This window comes from Streptosporangium sp. NPDC006007, assembly GCF_040614315.1.
Taxonomy (GTDB): domain Bacteria; phylum Actinomycetota; class Actinomycetes; order Streptosporangiales; family Streptosporangiaceae; genus Streptosporangium.
Genome location: NZ_JBEXUG010000035.1, coordinates 55748 through 62015 on the forward strand (window position 1 = coordinate 55748; position 6268 = coordinate 62015).

The 6268-nt window shown below is 69.5% G+C and carries 6 protein-coding genes; 4 read left to right on the top strand and 2 right to left on the bottom strand.

The features are described from left to right. Positions 1-73 precede the first annotated feature (73 nt). Entirely contained in the window at positions 74-952 is an 879-nt protein-coding gene (locus ABZ194_RS23625; RefSeq protein ID WP_355599173.1) for a serine/threonine-protein kinase, read from the bottom strand. Between the two features lie 128 nt (positions 953-1080). Then, positions 1081-1875, bottom strand: a complete 795-nt coding sequence (locus tag ABZ194_RS23630) for a serine/threonine-protein kinase (protein ID WP_355599174.1) — start codon at positions 1873-1875, stop codon at positions 1081-1083. Positions 1876-2217: 342 nt separating this feature from the next. On the opposite strand from ABZ194_RS23630, the gene ABZ194_RS23635 reads away from it, so the two are divergent. From ABZ194_RS23635 to pafA, 4 genes are all read left to right on the top strand, one after another. After that, positions 2218-2427, top strand: a complete 210-nt coding sequence (locus ABZ194_RS23635; RefSeq protein WP_355599175.1) for a ubiquitin-like protein Pup — start codon at positions 2218-2220, stop codon at positions 2425-2427. A gap of 458 nt (positions 2428-2885) precedes the next feature. Beyond that, positions 2886-3704 carry a proteasome subunit beta gene (gene prcB, locus ABZ194_RS23640; RefSeq protein WP_355599182.1) on the top strand — a complete coding sequence of 273 codons (819 nt, stop codon included), beginning with the start codon at positions 2886-2888 and terminating at the stop codon, positions 3702-3704. A 25-nt stretch (positions 3705-3729) separates the two neighbouring features. Next, positions 3730-4524, top strand: a complete 795-nt coding sequence (prcA, locus tag ABZ194_RS23645; RefSeq protein WP_355599176.1) for a proteasome subunit alpha — start codon at positions 3730-3732, stop codon at positions 4522-4524. A 287-nt stretch (positions 4525-4811) separates the two neighbouring features. Further along, the gene (pafA, locus tag ABZ194_RS23650; RefSeq protein WP_355599177.1) at positions 4812-6170 is read left to right on the top strand and encodes a Pup--protein ligase; all 1359 of its coding nucleotides are present in this window, start codon (positions 4812-4814) and stop codon (positions 6168-6170) included. Positions 6171-6268 lie beyond the last annotated feature (98 nt).

The following is a 6268-nucleotide window of genomic DNA, read 5'->3' on the forward strand; positions in this document are numbered from 1 at the left end:
ACTGCCCTCGACGCCGGATCTCATACGGAGTCCGGCCCGCGACGGTGCCGTGCGCACGGAGAACAATATTGATCTACAACGTAAAGGGCGCGGCCGGTGGCCGCATGGACGGCGCCACCGTCACCCCCTCCATCCTGAGCACCTCCAGCAGCATGCGCGCGGCCTGATCGGCGGTGAGACGGGCCGCCGGATCGCTCCGCAGCAGCCCCTCCAGGACCGGGAGCAGCGACCCCGACTTCGCCGGGGCGTCGGGACTCCCGGCCGACGCCGTGCTCAGGACCGTCAGCGGATTCGAGTCCGGGTAGGGGGGCCGTCCCTCCGCCGCGAAGTACAGGCTCGCCCCGAACGACCACAGGTCGGCCGCCGGGGCCGCGGCCATGCCCCGCAGGCGCTCCGGCGCCAGGTAACCCGGTGCGCAGCCGAGCGGCACGGCCGTCGCCGCGCTCGCCGCGCCGTACAGGGCCGCGATGCCGAAGTCGGCCAGCACCACCCGGTCACCGGTCAGCAGGATGTTGCCCGGGTTGATGTCCCGATGCAGCACGCCGGCCTCGTGCGCGTGGCGCACCCCCGCCAGCAGCTGGAACCCGATCCACGCCGTCCAGTGGACCGGCAGGTGTCCCAGGTGCCCCACCGTCTCCAGCAGGGTCAGGGCCTCCAGCAGCTCCATCACGATCCAGAGCCGCCCGTCCTCCTCCAGCAGGTCGTGCACCGAGACCACCGCCGGATGGCTCAGCCGCCCGGTCGAGCGCACCTCGCGCAACGCGCGGTGGCGCGCCTCCTCCGGGGCGGTGCCGTGTTCGTGGAACCGCGGCAGGATCTCCCTGACGGCCACGTTCCGGCGGAGCCGGGAGTCGTGGGCCCGCCACACGGTGCCGACCCTGTCTCGCCCGGTGGGTGAGATCAGCTGATAGCGCCCCCCGAGCAGGCGGGGCGTCTCCGTTCCCGTTTCCATGGACCACCCGTTGCGCGTCAGAAGCCGGGCCCTCGGCGGATTCATGCTTTCACCGGCACGGTGCGCCATGTCGCGACATTGGGTAGTCGCGCATAACGATTGCGTCGCGAGGGGCCCCGTGGTGGCGATCAGACGGAGGTGAAGCAGCGCAACTCGGCCAGCATGACCGAGGTCTGCTCGGCGCTCAGCCGGGTCCTGGGATCCTTGCGGAGCAGCCCGCGCAGCACCGGCTCCAGCGCGCCGGCCCGTTTCGGCGGGCGTGCCGGTTCCCGCAACGCCTCCACCAGGGCGGACATCGAGTTCACCACCCGGAACGGCGTCCTGCCCTCCACCGCCATGTAGAGCGTCGCGCCGAACGACCACATGTCCGCCTCGCGTGTCCCGCCCCGGCCGTGCAGGGTCTCCGGTGCGATGAAGGCCGGCGTCCCGCGCATCGAGGTGCCCGCAGTCCCCTCGGGTGCGGCGAAGCCGAAGTCGGCCAGCACCACCCGGTCGCCGGTGAGCATGATGTTGGCGGGCTTGATGTCCCGGTGGATCACTCCGCCGTCGTGCGCGTGCCGCAGCGCGTCCAGCAGGCGGCGTCCCATCGCCGCGACCAGGTCCACCGGGAGCGGGCCCGCCTGCATGAGCGTGTCGTGCAGGGTCAGCGCCTCCAGGAACTCCATGACGATCCAGAGCCGCTCGGACTCCTCGGCCAGGTTGTGCACCGTGACGATGCCCCGGTGGCTCAGCCGTGCCGCCATCTGCGCCTCGCGGACCACCCGCCGCCGCTGCTCGGTGGCGGCCGGGCCCGGTGGCAGGGCGATCTCCTTGAGCGCCACCTCTCGCTCCAGTAACAGATCGTAGGCGCGCCAGACCACGCCCGTCGCCCCCCGGCCGACGGGGGAGAGAAGCTTGTAGCGGCTGGCGACGATGGTGCTCACCCGTCAATGATCGCAGTTTCGCGCCCGGATGGCTTACTCGAAGTGGTTCCGACTTGCCCGGCGGAGCCGATAAGTCCATATCTGTCCGGTAAAAGGATCAGACGACATCCGGCGCTCGACGTCAAGGCCCGGCCCCCGGGGCACATCGCGACGGCCGGCGCCCGGATCGGACTGCCGGGCGCGCCCGGATTTGCCTCCGGAGGGCGCGGACGGGTTGTCTGTGGGAAGGTCCCGGAGTGGCCCTGGCGGGCTCCCGCAAAGATCGCAGGACGATCCACGCGAAATGTCTGCCGGTTCGGGGAAGATATGGGGCAGGAGACGTCCCCCACGTGGAGGTGCCAGATGGCTAGTAAGGACACCGGCGGACAGAGGCAGACCGGCCGGACCGACAGGGAGGTGGAGGAGACCGCTCCCGCGGACTCCACCGACGTCCAGGACCGTCAGGAGAAGCTCTCCGACGACGTCGACGCGATTCTCGATGAGATCGACGAGGTTCTTGAGGAGAACGCGGAGGAATTCGTCAGGTCGTACGTGCAAAAGGGCGGACAGTAGGGCATACGCCCGAATTCACTGTCGGGGCAGACCGGATCCGGCGGCGGATCCGAGCGTCTCTCCCGGCCGCGGTCGATCACGGCCGACCGGGCCCGCCGGGCCGGGCTCCCCGGGTGGACGGCCGCCGAGTCCGGCGGTGAACGGGAGCGCCGCTCGGCGGATCGGACACCCGCCGCGACCCGGTCCGCCCGGACGGGGGACGATCTCGGCCCCGAGGTCACGGCCGGAGGATGTGACGGCGCCCGCGTCCGTCCTCGGGGCCGGTGCCGGGGTGCGCCGCGCGCTTGGCGCGGCGACGGGGCCCGGTGTAAAGATTCGATGAGCCCGGCGGAGGGGGTTCGCGCTGAGCTGATCCAGGGAAGTGCAAGCAGCACGGCAAGATGAGTAAGGTCGGGCCTATAAAGGACCGCACCTTTGGAGGGAGTCGCGTGGGATCGCACAGGGACCTGCCCGCCGGCATGGTGAATCACATCTTCACGAACAGCGGCGTCTCCTCGTTCACCGAGTTCGTCGGCTCCTACGCGCCGGACTTGCTGCCCGGCCGGAACGAGACCCTGGCAGCCCCGGTCGGTGACCGGATTCCACACGCCACCACGATCGTCGCGGCGACCTGCGCGGGCGGCGTGGTGATAGCCGGTGACCGCAGGGCGACCTCGGGCAACATCATCTCGCAGCGAGACATGGAGAAGGTGTTCCGCACCGACGACCACTCGGCCATGGGCATCGCCGGAGCGGCGAGCACCGGCATCGAGATGGCCCGGCTCTACCGGGTGGAGCTCGAACACTACGAGAAGATGGAGGGCCGTACGCTCTCGGTGGTCGGCAAGGCCAACCGGCTGGCCACCATGATCCGCGGCAACCTCGGCATGGCGATGCAGGGACTGGTCGTGGTCCCGATCTTCGCAGCCTACGACCCGGCGATCGACGGCGGCCGGATCTTCGGCTACGACGTCGGAGGCGGTCCCTACGAGCAGTCCAACTACCACTCGATCGGCTCCGGCTCGCTGTTCGCGCGAGGCTCCCTGAAGAAGCTCTACCGGGAGAACGCCTCGCCGGAGGAGATCGTGCTGACACTCATTCACGCGCTCTACGACGCCGCCGACGACGACTCGGCGACCGGCGGCCCCGACATCACCCGCAAGATCTGGCCCGTCGTAGCGCAGATCACCGCCGACGGCTTCCACCGTCTGTCCGACGAGGAGGTGGGCGCCCACGTCCAGACCGTCCTCGACGAGCGGATGAGCTCCCCCGACGGTCCCGTCGCCCCGCTGCGCTAACACGAGAGGATCACCCCAGGTGTCCATGCCTTTTGGATATGTCTCGCCCGAGCAGCAGATGCGGGACAAGGCGGACTACGCGCGTAAGGGGATCGCGCGGGGCCGTAGCGTCGTCGTTCTGCAGTACGAGCACGGCATCCTGTTCGTCGCCCCCAACCCCTCGCGGGCACTGCACAAGATCAGCGAGATCTACGACCGGATCGGGTTCGCCGCGGTCGGCCGCTACAACGAGTTCGAGGCGCTGCGCCTCGGTGGCATACGCTACGCCGACATCAACGGCTACAACTACGCCAGGGACGATGTCACCGCGCGCGGCCTGGCCAACCTCTACGCGCAGAACCTCGGTCAGATCTTCACCGAGTCGCCGAAGCCGTTCGAGGTCGAGATCGTGGTCGCGGAGGTCGGCGACTCCGCCGACGAGGACCACATCTACCGTCTCACCTTCGACGGCTCCGTCTTCGACGAGACCGGCCTGGTGGCGATGGGCGGTCAGGCCGAGGCGGTCGCCGGCCGGCTCAAGGAGCGCTACCGCGACGGCCTGCCGCTGGCCGAGGCGCTGGAGGCGGCGCTGTTCGCGCTCACCGAGCCCGGCGGCGAGCGCTCCCCGGCCGACCAGCTTGAGGTGGCGGTGCTCGACCGCAACCGGCCGCACCGCAAGTTCATGCGGCTCCACGGGCCCAAGCTGGAGCGTCTGCTGGCGGGGGGCGCCGGAACGCCTCTCCGGGAGACCCCGGAGCCCAAGACCCCCAAGGCGCCGGAGACCTCCGACCTGCCGCCGACCGCGCCCGAGGGTGAGATCGACACCGGCTCCAACGGCTGATCACATCGGTGCCGGGCGCCGCACACCCCGCGGGGTGCGCGGCGCCCGGTGCTGTGCGGGGAACACCTCCTCCGCCGTGCCCCACCGGGTGTGACGTCCCGCGGAGTGACCAAGGTCACTTTTTTCCGGCCACCCGAATCCGCCTCCCGCCGGTCCGGACATGCCGACGGTCACTCCGTGTGAGCCCTCCTCACGCTTAGCCGCCGATCCCCGGGGGCATAAGCCGTAGGACCGAAAACCCCCACTGATCCCTCCCGCAAGAGGGGTTCGGCGAATAGTGTGAGGCAATGGATCGTCGCATCTTCGGGCTTGAGAACGAGTACGGCGTCACCTGCACGTTCAGGGGGCAGCGGCGGCTGTCGCCCGACGAGGTAGCGCGTTATCTATTCCGCCGGGTCGTCTCCTGGGGCCGGTCGAGTAACGTGTTCCTGCGCAACGGCGCGCGTCTCTATCTGGACGTCGGCAGTCACCCCGAGTACGCCACCCCCGAGTGTGACAACGTCGTGGAGCTCGTCACCCACGACAAGGCGGGCGAGCGCATCCTGGAGGGCCTGCTCGTCGACGCCGAGAAACGGCTCCGCGAGGAGGGCATCGCCGGGGACATCTACCTGTTCAAGAACAACACCGACTCGGCCGGCAACTCCTACGGCTGTCACGAGAACTACCTGGTGGGCAGGCACGGCGAGTTCGGGCGCCTGGCCGACGTGCTCATTCCCTTCCTGGTCACCCGGCAGATCATCTGCGGGGCCGGCAAGGTGCTGCAGACCCCGCGCGGCGCGGTCTACTGTGTCTCCCAGCGGGCCGAGCACATCTGGGAGGGCGTCTCCAGCGCCACCACCCGGTCACGGCCGATCATCAACACCCGCGACGAGCCGCACGCCGACGCCGAGCGTTTCCGCCGTCTGCACGTCATCGTGGGCGACTCCAACATGAGCGAGACGACCATGCTGCTCAAGGTCGGCGCGACCGACCTGGTCCTGCGCATGATCGAGGCGGGCACCGTGATGCGCGATCTGTCGCTGGAGAACCCGATCCGGGCCATCCGCGAGGTCTCCCACGACATGACCGGGCGGCGCCGGGTGCGCCTGGCCAACGGCCGGGAGGCGTCCTCGCTGGAGATACAGCAGGAGTACCTCTCCAAGGCGCGCGACTTCATCGAGCGCCGCGGCGGCGACGAGATCAGCCACCGGGTGCTGGAGCTGTGGGAGCGGACGCTCGGCGCAGTGGAGACCGGCAACCTCGACCTGGTCGCCCGGGAGATCGACTGGGTCACCAAGTACCAGCTGATCGAGCGCTACCGCAGGAAGTACGACCTTCCCCTGTCCAGCCCCCGGGTCGCCCAGCTCGACCTCGCCTATCACGACGTGCACCGCCGCCGGGGCCTGTTCTATCTGCTGCAGAAGCGCGGCGCGGTGGAGCGGGTGGCCTCCGACCTGAAGATCTTCGAGGCCAAGTCGGTCCCGCCGCAGACCACCCGGGCGCGGCTGCGCGGGGAGTTCATCCGCAGGGCGCAGGAGAAGCGGCGCGACTTCACCGTCGACTGGGTGCACCTGAAGCTCAACGATCAGGCGCAGCGCACCGTGCTCTGTAAGGACCCCTTCCGCAGCGTCGACGAGAGGGTGGACAAACTAATCGCCGGAATGTGATGGTCATCTGGTTTTTCAGCGTGGAGACTCCTGCCTTCAGGCAGGGGAGGAAACGCGGCACGGTGCCGCGCGGTCCGGGGTCGAACTCACCTCCATCT